16 protein-coding genes and 1 other annotated feature are annotated in these 20,061 nt (G+C 40.3%); of the genes, 11 read left to right on the top strand and 5 right to left on the bottom strand.

Annotated features, from left to right (window positions below):
- Positions 1-4: 4 nt before the first annotated feature.
- From IE339_RS20715 to murC, 4 genes are all read left to right on the top strand, one after another.
- On the top strand, positions 5-802 hold the full coding sequence (locus IE339_RS20715; RefSeq protein ID WP_242176262.1) for a DUF1444 domain-containing protein: 798 nt from the start codon (positions 5-7) through the stop codon (positions 800-802).
- A gap of 16 nt (positions 803-818) precedes the next feature.
- Complete coding sequence (ytpR, locus tag IE339_RS20710; protein ID WP_242170799.1) at positions 819-1,427, top strand: YtpR family tRNA-binding protein; 609 nt, start codon at positions 819-821, stop codon at positions 1,425-1,427.
- Between the two features lie 379 nt (positions 1,428-1,806).
- Positions 1,807-4,971 carry a DNA translocase FtsK gene (locus IE339_RS20705; RefSeq protein ID WP_242170796.1) on the top strand — a complete coding sequence of 1,055 codons (3,165 nt, stop codon included), beginning with the start codon at positions 1,807-1,809 and terminating at the stop codon, positions 4,969-4,971.
- Positions 4,972-5,320: 349 nt separating this feature from the next.
- A complete protein-coding gene (gene murC, locus IE339_RS20700) occupies positions 5,321-6,613 on the top strand; it encodes a UDP-N-acetylmuramate--L-alanine ligase (protein ID WP_242170793.1) in 1,293 nt (430 codons plus the stop codon).
- A gap of 160 nt (positions 6,614-6,773) precedes the next feature.
- Here the strand turns inward: murC and IE339_RS20695 are convergent, their stop codons facing one another.
- Positions 6,774-7,889 (bottom strand): aminopeptidase, encoded by a 1,116-nt coding sequence (locus tag IE339_RS20695; RefSeq protein ID WP_242170791.1) that lies wholly within the window; start codon positions 7,887-7,889, stop codon positions 6,774-6,776.
- Positions 7,890-8,110: 221 nt separating this feature from the next.
- Between IE339_RS20695 and IE339_RS20690 the strand changes: the two genes are divergently transcribed.
- The 4 genes from IE339_RS20690 (at position 8,111) to ccpA (ending at position 10,825) form a co-directional block, all read left to right on the top strand.
- The gene (locus IE339_RS20690; protein WP_242170789.1) at positions 8,111-8,587 is read left to right on the top strand and encodes a DUF948 domain-containing protein; all 477 of its coding nucleotides are present in this window, start codon (positions 8,111-8,113) and stop codon (positions 8,585-8,587) included.
- Positions 8,588-8,601: 14 nt separating this feature from the next.
- A complete protein-coding gene (locus IE339_RS20685) occupies positions 8,602-9,048 on the top strand; it encodes a YtxH domain-containing protein (RefSeq protein WP_242170786.1) in 447 nt (148 codons plus the stop codon).
- Positions 9,049-9,176: 128 nt separating this feature from the next.
- Positions 9,177-9,500 carry a bacillithiol system redox-active protein YtxJ gene (gene ytxJ / locus IE339_RS20680; protein ID WP_242170784.1) on the top strand — a complete coding sequence of 108 codons (324 nt, stop codon included), beginning with the start codon at positions 9,177-9,179 and terminating at the stop codon, positions 9,498-9,500.
- Positions 9,501-9,823: 323 nt separating this feature from the next.
- Complete coding sequence (gene ccpA / locus IE339_RS20675; protein WP_053400818.1) at positions 9,824-10,825, top strand: catabolite control protein A; 1,002 nt, start codon at positions 9,824-9,826, stop codon at positions 10,823-10,825.
- A 26-nt stretch (positions 10,826-10,851) separates the two neighbouring features.
- Here ccpA and IE339_RS20670 read toward each other — a convergent pair whose 3' ends face one another.
- The 3 genes from IE339_RS20670 to IE339_RS20660 all read right to left on the bottom strand — a co-directional run bounded on the left by IE339_RS20670 (position 10,852) and on the right by IE339_RS20660 (position 13,364).
- Positions 10,852-12,024, bottom strand: coding sequence for an acetoin utilization protein AcuC (locus IE339_RS20670; RefSeq protein ID WP_242170781.1), 1,173 nt, complete (start codon positions 12,022-12,024; stop codon positions 10,852-10,854).
- The gene (locus tag IE339_RS20665; protein WP_242170779.1) at positions 12,021-12,668 is read right to left on the bottom strand and encodes an acetoin utilization AcuB family protein; all 648 of its coding nucleotides are present in this window, start codon (positions 12,666-12,668) and stop codon (positions 12,021-12,023) included. The genes IE339_RS20670 and IE339_RS20665 overlap by 4 nt, the downstream gene beginning before the upstream one ends.
- Positions 12,669-12,731: 63 nt before the next feature.
- Positions 12,732-13,364: a GNAT family N-acetyltransferase gene (locus IE339_RS20660; protein WP_053400821.1), complete on the bottom strand. Its 633-nt coding sequence runs from the start codon at positions 13,362-13,364 to the stop codon at positions 12,732-12,734.
- 181 nt (positions 13,365-13,545) lie between these two features.
- On the opposite strand from IE339_RS20660, the gene acsA reads away from it, so the two are divergent.
- Entirely contained in the window at positions 13,546-15,261 is a 1,716-nt protein-coding gene (gene acsA, locus IE339_RS20655) for an acetate--CoA ligase (protein WP_242170777.1), read from the top strand.
- A gap of 201 nt (positions 15,262-15,462) precedes the next feature.
- Positions 15,463-15,688, top strand: a binding site (T-box leader).
- A gap of 50 nt (positions 15,689-15,738) precedes the next feature.
- Positions 15,739-16,995, top strand: a complete 1,257-nt coding sequence (gene tyrS, locus IE339_RS20650) for a tyrosine--tRNA ligase (RefSeq protein WP_242170775.1) — start codon at positions 15,739-15,741, stop codon at positions 16,993-16,995.
- A 119-nt stretch (positions 16,996-17,114) separates the two neighbouring features.
- Here tyrS and rpsD read toward each other — a convergent pair whose 3' ends face one another.
- The gene (gene rpsD, locus IE339_RS20645; protein WP_053400823.1) at positions 17,115-17,717 is read right to left on the bottom strand and encodes a 30S ribosomal protein S4; all 603 of its coding nucleotides are present in this window, start codon (positions 17,715-17,717) and stop codon (positions 17,115-17,117) included.
- Positions 17,718-18,151: 434 nt separating this feature from the next.
- On the opposite strand from rpsD, the gene IE339_RS20640 reads away from it, so the two are divergent.
- The gene (locus tag IE339_RS20640) at positions 18,152-20,020 is read left to right on the top strand and encodes a sensor domain-containing diguanylate cyclase (protein WP_242170773.1); all 1,869 of its coding nucleotides are present in this window, start codon (positions 18,152-18,154) and stop codon (positions 20,018-20,020) included.
- Positions 20,021-20,061: the final 41 nt, after the last annotated feature.

The following is a 20,061-nucleotide window of genomic DNA, read 5'->3' as shown; positions in this document are numbered from 1 at the left end:
GAAAATGACTAGCTTAAAAATGCGCAAGCTATTGGAAGAAAAACTATCTGGTTCTGATTGGTCTTTTTCCTATGATCGTGAAAAGGATACACTGCGAGTGGAGCATGCGGAGCAGAAAAAAGGCATCACTATTTCCATCCCGGGTTTAATTGCCAAGTGGGAGGAAAAACAAGAAGCAGCCCTTGAAGAAATGGTGTATTATATTAGAGAAGCTCTTCACGTAATGAACGAGGAGCAAAAGTTAACCGGAAAAGAGAAAAATATTTTTCCGGTTATCCGCTCTACTTCATTTCCAACGGAAACAAGAGATGAGATTTCTCTTTTTTATGATGATCATACGGCTGAGACACGCATCTATTATGCATTAGATCTAGGAAGTACGTACCGATTAATTGATGAGCGAATGATGCAAAAAGAAAATTGGACCGAAGCAAAGATTAGAGAGATGGCAAGGTTTAATCTCCGCTCTTTAAAGGTGACGTATAAAAAAGATACGGTAGCTGGAAATACGTTTTACTTCGTTAATAGCAACGATGGCTATGATGCGAGCCGAATTTTAAACGACCAATTTTTAAAGCAGTTTTCCGAAGAGACGATTACAGGAACGATGACGCTAGCTGTTCCACATCAGGATGTATTAATCATCGGTGATATTCAAAATGAGGTTGGATACGACGTGCTTGCTCAAATGACAATGAGCTTTTTTGCGAGTGGTCATGTGCCCGTAACGGCATTGTCATTTCTCTATGAAAATGGGGAGCTAGAACCGATCTTTATTCTTGGAAAGAATCGAAAAAAGTAAAAAGGAAGGTAAACACATGAATCTGTTTTATAATCAAGAAGGTATTGGCGATACGCTAATTTTAGCAATAAAAGATATTAATGTAGAAGAGCGTACATCAGAGCGCAAAGGAAACGTTGCGCGCGTCTTCGACCGTGAAACGAATGAAACGGCTGGATACAATATTTTTGACGCTTCTAGCTATATGACAATTACAGAGAACGGTTCTGTTGAATTAACCGAGGAGCTAGTTGGAAAACTTCAACGCATTTTAGAAGAGAACGGCTTTAATGAAAAATTAGAGGTCGATTTGTCTCCTAAATTCGTTGTAGGGTTTGTACAAGAAAAAGAAAAGCATCCAAATGCGGACAAGCTAAATATTTGCAAGGTAGACGTAGGAACAGAAACACTACAAATCGTTTGTGGCGCACCGAATGTTGATGCAGGTCAAAAGGTAGTAGTGGCAAAGGTTGGAGCGGTTATGCCAAGTGGTTTAGTCATTAAAGACGCAGAGCTTCGGGGTGTTCCTTCTTCAGGAATGATTTGTTCAGCGCGAGAGCTAGCTTTACCAGACGCGCCTCAAGAAAAAGGAATTTTGGTCCTGACTGATGATTATGTAGTAGGTAATGAGTTCGTTCAACGCTAATAAGGATGAAATTGCGTCCTTTATTCTAGTTAAATAGGAGCTGTTACTTTTACATCTTCATTTCAACCGTTACATATGCATGAAATTCGTTGAAATAATGGAAGATTATTTGATAAAATAACAAGCCACTAGTATAAACTAGTGGCTTGTTAAGGTTTAAGAAGAAATAGGTCTGGGAATAGGTAAAATATTTAGTTCAAAAGTAAGAAATCTCCTCTAGAAGGACATAAAGAAGTGCTCAAAAACTAATTGTTTAACTAAGAAGTGCGATTTAAGCAGGAAAGTTTTACAAAATCCCTCTTATTTATCTATATTTTTACGAAATTATACATGTTAAAATAAGTTATTGCCAAAGGAAAGGTAGAAAGAGTGATTTAATATGAGTTGGATCCGAAAAGCATTTGATTACTTATTAGGATATGAAGTGAAAGAAATTATTGTCGATGAAGAAGGCCGCGAAAAGGAAGTACCTGTTTCGTCGTCCGCATCCAAACAAAATAACCCGAAATTAATTAGTGAACATATACCTAAGCAAAAAGCTGAACAATATATAAAACCAGTTAAAACGGCCACACCCCTTAAGTTTCAAGAACCTGAACAAAAGGAGCAGCCGGGACGAGACGTGCAAGCTAAGATTGCCTATCAGTATCCGAAAGGGAAATTTCGCTTTCCGTTGATTGCGGATGAGGAAATGGAGCAAAAGCCTTATGCTCGCCCTGCTCAGCGCGAGAAGGCGGAGAAGGTAACAGAACTACCTGAACGCAGAGACTATCCAAAAGAAAGCGTAGAAAGAGAGCGTAAGGTGGAGGTAGAAGAGCTACATAAGCCCCGCGTGCAATTTGAAGGGACGCCAAAGAAAGATCAGCAACCGAAAAGAGAAATGAAGGTAGAGAAAGACCCAGAGGAACAACGATCACACCCGTTCCGACCTACAGAGGTTCCTTCTCCTATCTATGGATTTAAGCAGCGTCCTGAACAGCTTACGTCTTCATTACGCTATTCTTATTTAGATGGAGAAGAAGGAGAGGAGCATTACGCTTCACCTTATCGCGCTCCTCGTCCTATAGCGCCTGTTAAGCGGGCTGAACTGACGTATGAACAGGTTAGAGAATACTTAAAGCTAAACGAAACGGTGTATAAAAACTTCCGACCTGCACATGAGTCGGTTGAAGCACAGCCGCAGCAGAGTCAAGATCTTTCTCAAGATGCCCGCTATGAGGATGCGTATGTGCCAGAAGATGACGTAATAGAATTTGAGCTTACGCCTTCCACCGATCGAGGAGTGAGAGAGGAAAGCATTTCTTCTCATGAGACTATCGCTCAAACAAGACAGCCAAACCCTGTTGTTTCACATCCAGAGGTTGAGGAAGTCTTTTATGAAGAGCGTCCGGTGCCACAGCGTCATGAACCAGTATACAATGTACACCCCCTACAAGAAGAAGTGAACAGCACGCAGGGGGAAGAAACGTTGGCACAGACACCTCAGCCGCGCGTCTATCGAGAAGAACCAAATGTGTATGAAGAAGAGCGTATGCATTTAGAGCGTCCAGCGTATGAGCGTCGTGAATCGAAAGATATAAATCGACCAGAGGTGAAGGAATTCTCATCTACTGTCCAACCGTTTCATGGGGAGGAGCTTCAGGCTGAACCGGTTCGTCATGAGCGATTGCCTGAACGTCCTGTCCAGCCTGTGTACGAAGAGGAGCGCATTATTGAAGATACGGCTGCTGAACCGGAAGATATACGTCCAAAAACAGTCGTAGAAGCACAAAGAGAAGTAGCCTTTACGGTTGAAGAAACGGCCGTGAGTTCCGACGTTTCTTCTGTTGAAGAGCAAAACCCTTCGGCGATGGCAGAGGCTAACGACATGCAGCAGTCATCTGAACCTGTTCAAGAGCCTCGCAAAAAGCGCTTTGTGCCATATAACGTGATGATGCTTAAAAAAGATCGTCGCCAAATGTCTCCACATCGTGAAGCTGATGCGAGACGCGCAGAGGTTCGTCGACAGGAGCCGGTTCAAGAGCCGGTGAAGAGGGAAGAGGTAGCGCAAGTATCTGAGGAACCTGTTTTACAGTCGCCTAAACCAACTTCTCCACTGGTCGAAACAAGAACGAATGGTGTTTATGAGTTTCCGAGTATGAGCTTGTTGAACACGCCTCCAGAAAAGGTGGAAGAAGACAAGCAGTGGTTAGAGGAACAGCGTGAACTATTAGATATGACGCTGAAAAACTTTAACGTGCGTGCAAAAGTAGTCAATGTGACACAAGGCCCTACGGTGACACGTTTTGAGGTTCATCCTGAGCCAGGTGTAAAAGTAAATAAAATTACGAACTTAACTGATGATATAAAATTAAGTTTGGCAGCCAGAGATATTCGTATCGAAGCACCAATTCCAGGAAAAAATACAATTGGAATTGAAGTGCCAAATCGCCAAAGCAAAGCTGTACTTGTACAGGAAATTCTGCAAAGTTCAGCGTTCTCAGAGAACAGCTCTCCGTTAAATGTCGCACTCGGCTTAGACATTTCCGGTGAACCAATTGTAACGGATTTAAAAAAGATGCCTCATGGTTTAATTGCAGGTGCTACAGGGTCAGGGAAAAGCGTGTGTATTAACACAATTATTGTCAGCCTTCTCTATAAAGCAGCGCCACACGAAGTAAAGCTAATGCTAATCGACCCCAAAATGGTCGAACTAGCGCCTTATAATGGCATCCCACACCTTGTAAGTCCGGTTATTACGGATGCAAAGGCTGCAACGGCCGCGCTTAAATGGGCCGTTGAGGAGATGGAAAGACGATACGAGCTTTTTGCTCATACCGGAGTTCGAGATATTACGAAATACAATGAGCGCGTAAAACAACACGGCGAGAAAAGCGGGGAGCTTCCATACCTTGTGATCATCATTGACGAGTTAGCAGATCTTATGATGGTGGCACCAGGTGAAGTAGAGGAAGCAATCTGCCGTATCGCTCAAAAAGCTCGTGCGTGTGGAATTCACCTGTTGCTTGCGACACAGCGACCGTCTGTAGACGTTATTACAGGGCTAATTAAGGCAAACGTTCCAACTCGTGTCGCTTTCTCTGTATCTTCTCAAGTTGATTCTCGTACGATTATCGACACAGGAGGCGCTGAAAAGCTTCTCGGTAGAGGAGATATGTTATTCCTAGAAAATGGATCGTCTAAAACTGTTCGTATTCAAGGAAACTTTATTTCAGATGAAGAAATCGATCGCGTTGTCGATCACGTGAAAAAGCAAATGAAGCCTAACTATTTATTTCAACAAGAAGACTTATTGAAAAAACAGCAAACCATTTCTTCAGATGAAGATGATTTATTCGTCGAAGCATGTGAGTTTGTATTAGATCAAGGTGGAGCCTCAACATCTAGTCTGCAACGTCATTTTCGTATCGGATACAACCGTGCGGCACGACTAATTGACATGATGGAAGGGCAAGGGATCATTTCAGAGGCAAGAGGCAGCAAACCAAGAGACGTATTAATTACAGAAGATGATTTAACTGATATTCAAAGTTCATCTTTTTAAAAGAAGGCGTTCTTCTTTTTAAAAGAGTATGTTATAGTGCTTATGGAGTAATGCTGAGAAGACAGGCGTAGAGTAGAATTGTTCAATAGTTTATATAACAGCGTACAAATCGTACTTTCTTATTTTCCTTCACAAGGGACATGGACTAGAAGAGGCGAAGGGTGGATAAGGAAGTGCGTTGTTTTATGGATGATTATTCCTTGGTGCATAAAACAAGTTAGTGCTATAATGATGAAATGCAATATTATAAAACCTATTATGAAGACTATATGAACTGTGATAAATGAGCAATTCTAGATAAACGTCATATACTGTCTTACAGATAGACGAATGTTGGAGGTTTCTTTATATGACAGTTTACCATTTTGTTGGAATCAAAGGGACTGGAATGAGTGCATTAGCACAAATTTTACATGATATGAATTACCATGTTCAAGGTTCTGATATCGAAAAAGAAATTTTTACACAAAAATCATTGGAACAAAAGAACATTACTGTTTTACCTTTTAACAAAGAAAATATCGAGCCAGGCATGATTGTAATTGCAGGAAATGCGTTCCCAGATACACATGAAGAAATTCAAGCAGCGGTTGAGCAAGATGTTCCTGTTATTCGCTATCATAAGTTCTTAGGCGATTTTATGAAACAATATACAAGTGTAGCCGTAACGGGAGCACACGGGAAAACATCAACAACAGGCATGCTATCACATGTGATTCAAGGAGCTCGTCCGACATCTTTCCTTATCGGCGATGGAACAGGCCAAGGAACAGACGGCAGTGAGTATTTCGTATTTGAAGCATGCGAATACCGTAGACATTTCTTGTCTTATACGCCTGACTATGCGATCATGACAAACATTGATTTTGATCATCCTGATTACTTTGCTAACGTAGAAGATGTATTCAGTGCATTCCAAGAGATGGCGATGCAAGTGAAAAAAGGTATTATTGCTTGTGGTGATGATGAGCATTTACAGCGCATTCAAGCAAAAGTACCTGTTTTATATTACGGCTTGAACGAAGAAAACGACTTCCAGGCTCGTAATATCGTTAAGAGTACAGCAGGAACGAAATTTGATGTGTTTATTCGTAACAATTTTTATGCAACGTTTGAGATTCCTGGCTATGGCGATCACAACATTTTAAATGCGTTATCAGTGATTGCGTTATGTCACTATGAGGAAATCAATGTTGAAATTCTTCAAGAGCGTTTAAAAACGTATCAAGGAGTAAAGCGTCGCTTTAGTGAGAAAGCGTTTGGTGAACAGGTGATTATTGATGACTACGCTCATCATCCAACGGAAATTCACGCAACGATTTCAGCTGCGCGTCAGAAATATCCTGATCGCGAAGTCGTAGCCGTATTCCAACCACATACGTTTACTCGTACGCAAACGTTTTTAGATGAGTTTGCTTCAAGCTTACAAGGTGCTGATCAAGTATATTTATGTGATATCTTTGGATCTGCTCGTGAGCATCAAGGGAAACTAAGCATTGAAGATCTTCGTCAACGTATTGACGGGGCACGATTGATTGATGAAGAGACGGTAGAGAATTTAAAGGATCATGATCGCGCAGTATTGGTGTTCATGGGTGCAGGAGACATTCAAAAGTTCGAAAACCTATATCAATCCATCTAATTTGAATCCACTTTACCAAAAAGGGACCTGACGGAGGAGCTGTCAGGTCCCTTTTTGGTAAAGCATAAGTGGAAGAGGCCAGCCCTTTCGGGCTTGGCCTCTTCCACTTATGGAGATCTTTTTGCCTTCCTCCCGATCAGGAGGAAGGCTTCTCTAATTTTTATTTGAGGTTTTCAGGGTTTAATCCTTCGAGTTCTGGCACGACGAATAGGCCGTCTTTGCGAATGAGCACGTCGTCGAAATAGATTTCTCCGCCGCCGTATTCAGGGCGTTGGATCATTACCATATCCCAGTGGATATTTGATTTATTTCCGTTGTATGCATCTTCATAACATTCACCTGGTGTGAAGTGGAAGCTACCATCGATTTTTTCATCAAATAAAATATCTTGCATAGGATGTTGGATATATGGGTTTACACCAATAGCGAATTCTCCAATGTAGCGAGCTCCTTCGTCTGTATCAAAGATTTTGTTGATACGCTCAGAGTCGTTCGCCGTTGCTTCAACAATTTTACCGTCACGGAACGTTAGTTGAACGTTCTCAAACGTAAATCCTTGGTAAGGTGAAGGTGTATTGTATGTAATCGTTCCGTTCACAGAGTCACGTACTGGCGCTGTATATACTTCCCCGTCAGGAATATTCATTTGACCCGCACATTTCACGGCTGGAATATCTTTAATGGAGAAGGTAAGGTCAGTTCCTGGACCTACTAAACGTACTTTGTCTGTTCTGTTCATGAGTGCCTCAAGAGCATCCATTGCTTTATCCATTTTCGCATAGTCTAAGTTACATACATTAAAGTAGAAGTCTTCAAATGCTTCTGTGCTCATTTTGGCAAGCTGAGCCATTGAGTTTGTTGGATAGCGAAGCACTACCCACTTTGTTTTAGGTACGCGAATGTCACGGTGAACCTTCTTACCAACCGTTTCTCCATGAACTTTCATGCTTTCTGCTGGCACGTCAGAGTGTTCAGAAATGTTGTCTCCTGCGCGAAGACCGATGTATGCATCCATGTTAGACATTACGTTTGCTTCAAAGTCAGCGATCATGTCGAAGTGTTCTTTTTGGGCACCCATTAATAGAGAACGATCAACGGAATGGTCTTTTAATGATACGAATGGGAAACCACCAGCCGCGTAAGCTTCTTTTACAAGTGCATTCACAAGTTCGCGCTGTAGGCCAAAGTTTTCAATTAAAACTTTTTCCCCTTTTTGTAAACGAACGGAGTAATTAATTAGATTTTTCGCTAATTTCTCAATGCGAGGGTCTTTCATTTTTACTACCTCCTAGTGTACGATATAAAATATACCTATTTATTGTAACTCAAAAGGCTTCATTTGTTTACTTATCCATGCTAGAAACGAAAAAATATACGGAGAGAAGGAGGCCTGTCTTATAGTTTTTCAAAGAAATGGCAATACAAATAAGGATGTTTATTGTAAATAACTAGAGGGTAGAACTAAGTAATCGAGCTAGCATAAGGAGGACGTATATTATGATTTTAATCCTGTATATAAGTGTCGCAATTATTGCCATCGCGTTCTTATTTTTGGTAATATCAGTAGCAAGGACGCTTGGATCTGTACAAAAAACGCTAAACTCTGTGGCTGGAACCTTAGATGGTCTTGAAAAGCAGATGAATGGCATTACTGTAGAGACCACAGCGCTATTACATAAAACAAATGGTCTTGCTGAGGACATTCAACGTAAATCTGAAGCACTGAACGTCGTAGTGGATTCTGTAAAAGGAGTCGGTGGTTCGATTCAAGAATTGAACCGTTCTATTCGTGGGGTATCTAATACCGTTTCACGAAAAGCAGAAGAGCATAAGGAGTCAGTGGCTCAGGTTGTTCAGTGGAGCAATGTCGCAATGGACATTTGGGATCGATTTAAGAACAGAAAGCAAGTAAATGACGCAGCAGTGTCAGAAACACCGCCAAGAGAAGAACAGCGTCGTCGATCATATTCTTAAGGGAGGAAATAAGGATGGCTAAAAACAACACAAATACAACGAAAAATAAGGATTTTGTAGTGGGAGCAATCGTGGGAGGAGTTGTAGGTGCTGCAACAGCATTATTATTAGCTCCTAAAGCTGGAAGAGAGCTTCGCTCAGACATCAATGAACAAGCTACATTCGTTCGCTTGAAAACGGAAAAGCTTCGAAACTCAGCGATGGAAAAGGGACAAGGTCTTGCTTCTAGCGCTAAAGATAAAACGGTTAGCCTTTCACAAACAATCTCTGGCCAATCAGCACAAGTGATTAACAAGGTAAAAGGGATTCGTAAAAAAGAAGAAGTTCTTCCAGAAAGCAGCCTAAACGTATTAGAGGACGAAGTCGAAACTCAAACGATTGAAAAAGAATACAACGTTCAACAGGAGCTTGATCAAACGAAAAAAGCACTGGATGAAATGGAGCAAGGCTTAAAGCATTAATAGAATGCATAAAAGGTTCATCACCTTTGCATTCTAAAAGAATACATGTGAAGAAGAGGACGCCTCCGAAATCGTTATTTTAGAGACGTCTTCTTTTTCTTCACATTACTAATAAAGGAGTGAGCAACATGCATAAAATCTCAACGGTAGAAGAATTCGAAGAAATTCTCCAAAAAGGTAAGCAGTTTGCCTTTTTAAAACATAGTACAACCTGTCCAATTAGTGCTCATGCATATGAAGAATATACGGCGTTTGCACATGAACATGAGGAAGTCCCAACGTATTATCTGCATGTGCAAGAAGCGCGTCCGCTTTCTGCACACATTGCAGAAACGTTTAATATTAAACACGAATCTCCTCAGGTATTTGTATTTGAGAATGGAGAGCCAACGTGGAACGCATCTCACAGCAATATTACAAGTGGTGCATTAACTGAGCATACTCAAAAGTAATAGGCTAACATTTGAAAGCCTTCCGGACATGTCTTTGTTCGGAAGGCTTTTTGAATGGCTCTTTTACGTGTACAGTGATGCTGAAGGTAACTGGTATTTTTGGGAAAAATGTAAAAATAATGATGAATTTTACTGTGTATTATGCTATTCTGTATTATTGGGTGTATTTTTAGCGAACATTGCATAAAAATCCTGTAAATTAATTGCGGTTGTGCACATAGTGTCGTATAGTAGTTACAGACATTATAGACTGTACATAATTATAAATAACGGTTTCTGGGTAAACTAACAGAAAATGTGCTGAATACAAGGAGTGTTAAGTTGTGAACGTAACAATATATGATGTAGCAAGAGAAGCGAATGTATCAATGGCAACGGTATCACGTGTTGTTAATGGTAATCCGAACGTAAAGCCATCAACAAGAAAAAAGGTGCTAGAAACAATTGAACGTCTAGGGTATCGTCCAAATGCGGTAGCTCGTGGATTAGCTAGTAAGAAAACGACAACTGTTGGGGTTATTATTCCTGATATTTCAAGTATTTTCTATGCTGAACTAGCACGTGGTATTGAAGATATTGCCACAATGTACAAGTATAATATTATTTTAAGTAACTCGGATCAAAACACAGATAAAGAATTCCATCTTTTGAACACTATGCTCGGTAAGCAAGTGGACGGCATCATCTTTATGGGTGGCAATATCACTGATGAGCATGTCGAAGAGTTTAAAAAATCCCCGGTTCCAATCGTTTTAGCTGCTTCTATTGAAATGTCTGAACAAATTCCTTCAGTAAATATTAACTATGAACAAGCAGCATATGATGCTGTCCATGCCTTAATTGAAAAGGGTCATGAGCGCGTTGCTTTTGTAACAGGACCTTTAGAAGAGCCAATGAATAAGGAAAGAAAGCTAAAAGGCTACCAACAAGCACTTATTGATCATAAAATTCCTTATAATGAAGAAATGGTATTTGAAGGCGATTATACGTATGATTCTGGAATGGAAGCTTTTGAGAAGCTGTCTTCTTTAGATGAAAAACCGACTGCTATTTTCGTTGGAACAGATGAAATGGCATTAGGAGTTATTCACGGAGCACAGGATCGCGGATTTAAAATCCCAGAAGATGTTGAAGTAGTAGGCTTTGATAATACGAAGCTTGCAACAATGGTACGTCCTACGTTATCAACAGTTGTACAGCCAATGTATGATATCGGGGCAGTAGCAATGCGTCTATTAACAAAATACATGAACAAAGAAACGGTTGAGAGCAGTATTGTTGAACTGCCACACCGTATCGAGTACCGTCAATCAACAAAAGAATAATTTACTGTCAAAAGCTCGCGAGGAAGTTACTTCTCGCGAGCTTTTTCAGTGTGAGAGCGAATCACATACAATGCCTTTGAAACGGTATTTCGATTTTTCTCGGTGATTTCTCCTTTTCGAGGAATGGGCTCGTAAATTCCTTGCTGATCATCCCACGTTGTACAAAGAGGCACAGGAGAATAAGGAGACCACTTATCAAGCCATTCTTTCGGTAGATTACCTTGAAGAAAACGATTATTCATCTCGAGCCAAATAAACGACCATGCTCTAGGTACGACACGCCAAATATCATAGCCGCCGCCACCAACCGCAATCCAGCGCCCTTCACAATATTGATGTGCAAGCTCGTGTGCAAGCTTCGGAATTTCTCGGTAGATCGCTGTGGTCGCACTTAAATGGGTAAGAGGATCATAATAGTGAGCATCTGCCCCGTTTTGAGTTAAAATAACGTCTGGTTTGAAGAATTCCGTGACTTCACGGAGCGCAGTAGAGTAAGAGTCAATCCATGACTCATCTTCTGTAAACGCATCTACAGGAATGTTAAACGAATAGTTATATCCTTCCCCATATCCCCGTTCATTGACATTTCCTGTACCAGGGAACAGGTAGCGCCCAGTTTCATGGATAGAAAAGGTGCAAACAGAAGGATCATCATAAAAAGCCCACTGTACGCCGTCACCGTGATGTGCATCGGTATCAATGTAAAGCACCTTTGCGTTATATTTTTGCTGAATATATTTAATCGCAACAGCGCTATCATTGTAAATACAAAAGCCGGATGCTTTGCCTCGGAAACCATGATGAAGACCACCACCAAGACTTAAAGCATGATTAGCCTGCCCGGACATAACGTAATCAGCCGCCACTAGCGTCCCACCTACTAAATAGGAACTAGCTTCATGCATATTGGCAAACATCGGCGTATCTTCGGTTCCTAATCCATAGTTGTTTGCCTCTACTGTAGGCAGTTTTCCTTCACTTGCTAGCTTGACCGCCTGAATATAGTTAGGATCGTGAATGAGACTAAGTTCTTCATCTGTTGCTACTCGGGGTAGCACGATGTCTTGCTCATTCAATTCTTTGCTCATGCGAAGCAGATCGTAAGTTAGTTTGACTCGTAATTGATTAAAAGGATGATTGTCACTGAATTTATAGTTTAGTAAGTCCTTTGAGTAAACAAATACAGCTTCTTTTTTCATGATGAAGCACCAGGCACCTGTGGCCAATTAATGACATTGTAACCATTCTGCTTGAGCTTTGTGACAACCATCATCGGGTTAAGCGTTTGAATACGAAAGACAAGGATTTTTTCATTGATTGTCGGGCTTGGGTAGACAAGTATACTTAGGATATTAATATTAGAATTTTTTAAGAGAGCAGCGAGTTCAGCTAAAATTCCTGGGCGATCGTCTACTTTTACTTCAATTTGGGAGCCTGGCTGATGGGCACCTGTTAATTGAATAAGCGTGTGAAGCATATCTTTTTCTGTGACAATGCCTACTAATTTGTGTTCTTTAACGATTGGAACACAGCCGATATTGTGCTCGTAAAATATACCTGCTATTTCTTCGACAAAGTCTAACGGATGAGCGGTGATCACATTTTGAGTCATAAGATCAGTAACAGGTTTATGTAAATCATTTGCTAAGTCGCTCGGTTGAAAAATGGAGGGACTTGCATCTCGAATGTCACGATCTGATACAATGCCTGCGATGGTAAAATCATGATTTACAATAGGGATATGGCGAATGTTATGCGTTCGAATGAGATTAATTGCATCTGCAATCGTTGCGCTAGGGCTTAATGTAATGACATCTTGATTCATCATTTCTTCTACAATCATCTTTAGAACGACTCCTTACTATTCCTAAAATAGTGTCATAGCTGCTGGGTCAATGAAGAATACTTAGTACATAAAACGATTTTGAAAGCGAAGCCTATCAAATTGTTGAATAGATTCAACAGGAACTCTTTTACCGATTCGCACCATTAGGCAGTTGGCAGGATGGGAGCTTATTTCAGGATCATCGGTCGCAAACCAGGTTAGACCTCCGGCATTCATCATCTTTTCCATAACCTTTCGATATTCCCATACGTTTAATCCAGATCCTTTTAAGTCCCAGTGCCAATAGTATTCAGTAGTGATGATAATATAATCTTCCACCATGTCGTCCATCATTGAAACTGTAAGCAGCTGTTTGCCTATCGAATAGCTTCGAAAAGCAGGGGCGACTTCAATCGCGCCTAGCTCAATTAAATTTTCCATGTTTCCTTCCGACCACCGCTCGAGCGGGTCAGGGTATAGGTAGGTTACATAGCCTACAATTGTATTTAAATGACGAGCAATTAATATACGTCCTTCAGGAAGATCTGCGATTTCTAACAGTGCTTTGCGTTGTTGAGCAGGAGGGCGAAAAGCCACTAGCTGATCATGAAACTCATATTCTGCTAATTTGTGAGAAGGAATCGGGCCTTCAATAACGATGGTACCTACAGGAGTTTTTAATTCTTTTGCGTTATAGGTTTTTTTATGGTCCAACACATTCACCGCCTAGAATAATCAGTTCTTTACATATATCTACAGTATACACGAAAAGTAAAGCGTTTTCACGAAATGAGTAAGTTCATTAGTTGCGAGCTTAAATGTTTTAAAAATTGAGAATAATTCATTTTTATATTATAATAGACAGTATAATTTTGTACATAAGGGGGAGTTTGTGATGAAATTGGAAGCGCTTCCTGTAAAACAAGGGGAACATAATTTACAGGACTATGAACAAACGTATAAAACGTTTAACTGGTCAGAAGTGGAGAAGGAATTTTCGTGGTCTAAGACAGGAAAGATAAATGTCGCTCATGAAGCAATTGACAGGCACGCAAACTCATATCGCAAGAACAAAGTCGCTCTTTATTATCGTGACGGGGAGCGAAATGAAAAGTATACGTACAAAGAAATGAAGGATTTTTCCGATAAAGCAGCTAATGTGTTCAAGCAAGCAGACGTTGAAAAAGGAGACCGCATTTTTATTTTTATGCCACGTTCTCCTGAGCTTTACTTTGCCGTGCTTGGAGCAATTAAAGTAGGGGCGATTGTAGGTCCTTTATTCGAAGCGTTCATGGAAGGCGCAGTGAAGGATCGCTTAGAGGATAGTGAGGCGAAAGTTCTTGTCACCACATCAGCACTTCTAGAACGTGTTCCTGTTGAGTCACTTCCGCATTTGAAGCACGTTCTTTTAGTAGGAGATGACATTGAGGAAAAAGGAATCTACCTTGACTTTAAGTCTCGTTTGCAGAAAGCTAGCAAACGTATAGAAATTGAGTGGATGAACCGTGAAGATGGTCTAATTCTTCATTATACGTCAGGTTCGACAGGGAAGCCTAAAGGGGTTCTTCACGTTCATAACGCAATGATTCAGCACTATCAAACCGCTAAATGGGTGCTAGATTTGAAAGATGAAGACATTTTCTGGTGTACGGCAGATCCAGGATGGGTAACGGGAACCGCTTATGGCATTTTCGGTCCTTGGCTTGTTGGAGCATCCAACGTGATTATTGGTGGACGCTTTAGCCCAGAAAACTGGTACAAAGCAATAGAAGACTACGGTGTGACGGTGTGGTATAGTGCGCCTACTGCCTTCCGCATGTTAATGGGGGCAGGAGATGAACTAGTGAAGCAATATGATTTAAGCTCTCTTCGTCACGTTTTAAGTGTAGGAGAACCGCTTAATCCAGAAGTTGTACGATGGGGCGTAAAGGTGTTTGATAACCGTATTCATGATACGTGGTGGATGACGGAAACAGGCGGACAGGTGATTTGTAACTATCCAGCAATTGAAATCAAGCCTGGTTCAATGGGCAAACCAATTCCAGGGATTAAGGCTGCGATTGTGGATGACCAAGGAAATGAGCTTCCTCCTTATCGCATGGGGAATTTGGCGATTAAAAAAGGCTGGCCTTCTATGATGCGGACGATTTGGAACAATGAAGCGAAATATGAATCCTATTTTATGCCTGGTGATTGGTATGTATCAGGGGATTCAGCTTATATGGACGAAGATGGATACTTTTGGTTCCAAGGGCGTATTGATGACGTCATCATGACGTCCGGCGAACGCGTTGGACCGTTTGAAGTAGAAAGTAAGCTTGTTGAGCATCCGGCAATTGCTGAAGCAGGGGTAATTGGCAAGCCAGATCCTGTGCGAGGTGAAATTATTAAAGCATTTATTGCACTGAGAGATGGCTATGAGCCTTCCGAGGAATTAATTGAAGAAATTCGTTCCTTTGTAAAAAAAGGGTTAGCAGCTCATGCAGCTCCAAGAGAAATTGAGTTCCGTGACAAGCTACCAAAAACGCGAAGCGGTAAAATTATGCGCCGTGTGTTAAAAGCGTGGGAGTTAGATTTACCGACGGGTGATTTATCTACGATGGAAGATTAATTTAAATGAGAAAGACTCGTATACAGCGAGTCTTTCTTTTTTATTTCCCGTAAAGGCTGACACCCTTTTACGCAACAGCACGTAAGATAATCACATGGTAGCTGAATGCGAAAGGAACTAAATGGGTAAAGTTAGGATAGCACTTGAATTTTAGGATAAAATGATAGATAATAGTCGTATATCAATTTTTAGTTGAATAATGTGAATGCGTTGAAAGGAATTAGTAGCGGTTTTCTCCCTGTTTAAGAGAGCTGATGGTTGGTGCAAATCAGTGCAAAGAAAGCAGTGAATTACGTCCTCGAGCATCTTTTGTGAATAGATAATTAGTAGCAAAAGACGGGCAAACCGTTATATTCGTTAAGTGGAAGCATCATGTTATACAAAGGTGCTTCAATTAGGGTGGTACCGCGATTTTTTCGTCCCTTCTTCTTAGAAGGGGCTTTTTTTATTTCCCAAAAAGTTAAAGGAGAGATTTCATTGGATATTTTACAAGATCTTGAGTTCCGTGGACTCATTAATCAGCAAACAGATGAAAAAGGATTAACAGAATTACTAAATAAAGAATCTGTACGTTTATACTGTGGGTTTGACCCAACGGCAGACAGCTTGCATATTGGTCACTTACTACCAATTTTAATTTTACGTCGTTTCCAACAAGCAGGTCACCAACCGATTGCTCTTGTTGGTGGAGGAACTGGTTTAATTGGAGATCCAAGTGGTAAAAAGGCAGAGCGTACGTTAAATGAACAAGAAGTAGTGGCTTCATTTAGTGAACGTATTAAAGGACAGCTATCACGCTTTTTAGACTTTGAAGAAGTTGATAATGCAGCAGTTATCGCGAATAACTATGATTGGATCGGATCGTTAGACGTAATCACGTTCCTTCGTGATATCGGAAAAAGCTTCGGTATTAACTACATGCTAGCAAAAGATTCTGTTCAATCACGTATTGAGAGCGGAATTTCCTTTACAGAATTCAGCTACATGATTTTACAATCATACGATTTCTTAAATCTATACCAAACGCACAACTGCCGTCTTCAAATTGGTGGTAGTGATCAGTGGGGGAATATCACAGCGGGTCTTGAGTTAATCCGTAAAACAGAGCCAGAAGCAAAAGCCTTTGGTTTAACGGTTCCTCTTGTGACAAAAGCGGACGGTACGAAATTCGGTAAAACAGAAGGCGGCGCAATCTGGCTTGATGCAGACAAAACAAGCCCGTACGAGTTCTACCAGTTCTGGATTAACACAGATGACCGTGACGTAATGAAATACCTAAAATACTTCACTTTCTTAACGCATGACGAAATTGAAGCACTTGATAAGAAAATGCAGGAAGCACCTGAAAAGCGCGAAGCACAAAAGGCACTTGCTGCTGAAATGTTGAAGCTTGTTCATAGTGAAGAAGCGTTAAATCAAGCGATCCATATTTCAGATGCATTATTTAACGGAAACATTTCGGAACTAACGGCTGAAGAAATTAAACAAGGTTTCAAAGACGTTCCTTCTTACACACATAGCGGTGAAGAAGTAGGGTTAATTGACTTACTTGTTGAAGCGAAAATTTCACCATCAAAACGCCAAGCAAGAGAAGATATTGCAAACGGTGCGATCTACATCAACGGAGAGCGCGTTCAAGATCTTCAAAAAGTATTATCAGAAGCTGATCGTATCGAAAACCAATTTACGGTTGTTCGTCGCGGTAAGAAGAAATACACGCTTATTCAATACTAAGATGTAAAAAGATCCTGTAGCATGCAGGATCTTTTTTTGTTTCTCAATATGTTAATAGAGGTATAAAAAAAGCTGCTCGTTTAAAAAACGAGCAGCTTTTTTGAAAGTCAACGAACTTATTAACGAGAGTAGAACTCTACGATTAGAGCTTCGTTGATTTCAGCAGGTAATTCAGAACGTTCTGGTAAACGAGTGAAAGTACCTTCTAATTTATCAGCATCGAATGTTACGTAGTCAGGTACGTAGTTGTTCACTTCGATCGCTTCTTTGATTACGTCAAGGTTGTTAGATTTTTCGCGAACGCTGATTACTTGACCAGCTTTCACACGGTAAGATGGGATATCTAAACGTTTACCATCTACTAAAATGTGACCGTGGTTAACTAATTGACGAGCTTGACGACGAGTGCGAGCAAGACCCATACGATAAACAAGGTTATCAAGACGAGATTCTAAAAGAATCATGAAGTTTTCACCGTGTTTACCAACTAATTTACCAGCAGCATCAAATAAAGTGCGGAATTGACGCTCATTTACACCATACATATGACGTAATTTTTGTTTTTCTTGTAATTGTAAACCGTATTCAGAAAGCTTTTTACGTTGACCAGGGCCATGTGGGCCTGGAGCGTAAGGACGCTTTTCTAATTCTTTACCTGTACCACTTAAAGAGATACCAAGACGACGAGATAATTTCCAACTTGGACCAGTATAACGAGCCATGAAGACTCCTCCTTACATGTTTTTATTTTATGCAAAATAAAAACCAGACACATCTTGCATAATGCACATTTTATTTTCATGTATCCTCGCCCTAGCAGCTAAGAGTTACACGATACACCTCGTAAAAGAGGAATAAAATGCTGACACTAAGAATAATGTATAGGCTGCAATATTTCACACAATCGCAATTATATGCTTTTAGAAGTAGACTGTCAAGAAAATAAGAGAAAAAAATGAATTTATCCACTGTAATAATTTTATAACTAGGAAAATATAGCTAGTTTATCTTATAATAGAGATAATAACCAAATTTTATGTTAAATAAAACAAACTGTCGTATTGAAAATAATTAAGGATTGGCAGGCGATCCTTTGAAAAACGCGCTTAATTTTATCCAGTTAATGACATTGTTTGAGAATAATGAAGGTGATGAAATGGAAGGTTTGAAAGAATATACCTTATTAAAGTTTCGTGCTGCTTTATTTGATCTGCTTGCACGAGAAGAAGAGGCTACAGACATAACTGAATTAATAGATGAGATGTTGCTCATACTTTGTGAGACAATGGATTTTTCTTCCGTAGCATTACTATCTAGAAATTATCGTGCAAATCAGTATGTGGTAGAGCAGTGTACAGATCGTTCTATTCATTTGGATAACATTTTGGTTAGCTTGGAAGAGAACCTGCAGTCTGTGGAAGGAGATCCACTAGACTCAGATATCTTATGTACTGATTTTCACCATCAGCACGCATATATTATTTCTTTAGAAACGAAGGCGAAACTGACTTATTTATATATAATTTTAAAAGAAGAAACGAATGCCTACTCCTTTTCCTTGTTGAAGGATATTCAGTTAGAGTGTTCGAAGTTCCTTAACCGACTCTATCATCAAGAACACAGAGCTCATCAAGAACAGCGTTACGAACAGCTTTATCAAGTAACGAATAAGTTTCACTCCTCTATGAATATGAGCGACATTTTGTATCAAATTATTCATACACTAGAAACCGTTTATCCTCACTTTACCTATTTTTTACTTTTGTCTCATGATATTAATAACCCTCATAACTTACCAATTAAGCACCTTCACTATGAAGGCGATCAGTTTGATGAGAATGCCATGAAGGCTTACGTATCAGGAAAAGTACAAATTCACAGCGAGGTTACGCACTCTATGTTGAATGCGCCACTAATAGGAAAGCAAGGGATTTATGGTGTTCTACAAGTGAGAGCGGCAGGAAAAGTGAACATGCCGGAAGATGAAATAAAGTTTATCTCGCTTCTCGGTATCACCGCCGGAAGTGCATTAGAAAATGCTCAGTTGTATCAGCAGTCGAAGCGCGTAATTGAAGATTTAAAACTCATCAATGAAACGTCTCATCAACTAAACTCTAACCTGAGATTGGCTGATACGATTCACTACATGTCAACACAAATTACGAGCTTCTTTAATGCAAGTGCAGTAGGGTTTGTATTGTTTAGCCAAAATCGTAAAAGCAAAGTGCTACCTGGAAGTACCTCGTTCTTTTTTACGCCAGGCATTTATCAGTACGTTGATTTTATTTACGAAAAGTTCTTGGTAGAGCATGATGCATTGTTCATTAATGATGCGACCTTACAAATGTCTTATAAAGATCTCCCGTTCTGTTCCATTATGGCTGTGCCGATGATTCAGAATGAACGTGTGACGGGTGCAGCCATCGTTTTGCATGAGAAGCCTTATTTCTTTTCTTTCGATAACTTTAAATTGTTGCAATCTCTCATTCATCACTCGACGCTAGCATTCACGAATTCGATGCTGAGAGAAGAATTGGAAAAGCTAGTCGTAACAGATCACCTGACAAAGCTATTTTCTCGAGGGTATTTGGATGAGAAGATTAAGGATTCCATGGTTCAAGATCCATATGGAACGTTTATTTTAGTTGATATTGATAACTTCAAACGAATTAATGATACGTATGGTCATCAAATAGGCGATCAAGTGATTATTCAAATTGCCAATATCATAAAATCGAACATTCGGGCAAAGGATATTGGAGCAAGGTGGGGAGGCGAGGAGCTCGCTCTCTATCTTCCTTCGGTTTCATTAGAAGCAGGCATTTTGATTGGCAATCGATTGCTACAAAAGGTGCGAGAGCAGACGAATCCGAAAACGACCATTTCATGCGGTGTATCATTTTGGAAGCGAGAAACGGAAAATCCGGATACGGCTCAGCAACTGTTCCATCGTGCTGACAAAGCGTTATATCAAGCGAAAAACCAAGGGAAAAATCAGCTCGTTGTTCAAAAAAGCCGTGCTTAATAGAAAAGAGGCGCCTGCTCATTAGCAGGTGCCTCTTTTTG

Source organism: Priestia koreensis (assembly GCF_022646885.1).
In the GTDB taxonomy this organism is placed as follows: Bacteria; Bacillota; Bacilli; order Bacillales; family Bacillaceae_H; genus Bacillus_AG; species Bacillus_AG koreensis_A.
The sequence above is the reverse complement of the archived record's forward strand: the minus strand, read 5'-3'. Positions and strand labels throughout refer to the sequence as shown.